At 67.0% G+C, this 437-nt stretch carries 1 protein-coding gene; it reads right to left on the reverse strand.

Annotated features, from left to right (window positions below):
- Positions 1 to 95: 95 nt before the first annotated feature.
- Positions 96 to 437, reverse strand: a 342-nt coding sequence (locus ICC28_RS40130; RefSeq protein WP_188293808.1) for an alpha-glucosidase C-terminal domain-containing protein, incomplete at its 5' end; no start/stop codon positions are given.

The raw sequence follows: 437 nt of genomic DNA on the forward strand, positions 1-437 counted from the left end.
GAGCACTTCGTAGAAGACGGCGCTCTTGAACCAGTCGGGATGCCGGTCCTTGGCGGGGGTGTCCTCGAAAGTGTCCTGGACGGGCTCGTTGACAGTCATGACGCGGTGGACCCTCCGATCTGCGGCGAGGCGGGCGAGGCCTGGACGTGGAGCACGTGCGCCGGAGCCCGGCCGGGTTCGAGGCGCACATAGTTGTTCCTGCCCCAGTGGTAGGTCTCACCCGTCAGTTCGTCGTGCACGGACAGGGATCCGTCCCGGTCCAGGCCGAGTTGCGGCATGTCCAACGAGACCGTCGCCTCCTGGGTGTGGTGGGGGTCGAGATTGACGACCACCACAACCGTGTCGTCACCGGCACGCTTGCTGTAGGCGATGACGGCGTCGTTGTCGGTGCGGTGGAAACGGAGGTTCCGCAGGCGGTGCAGGGCCGGGTGGCGGCG

Source organism: Streptomyces sp. TRM68416 (assembly GCF_014596915.1).
Classification (GTDB): Bacteria; Actinomycetota; Actinomycetes; order Streptomycetales; family Streptomycetaceae; genus Streptomyces.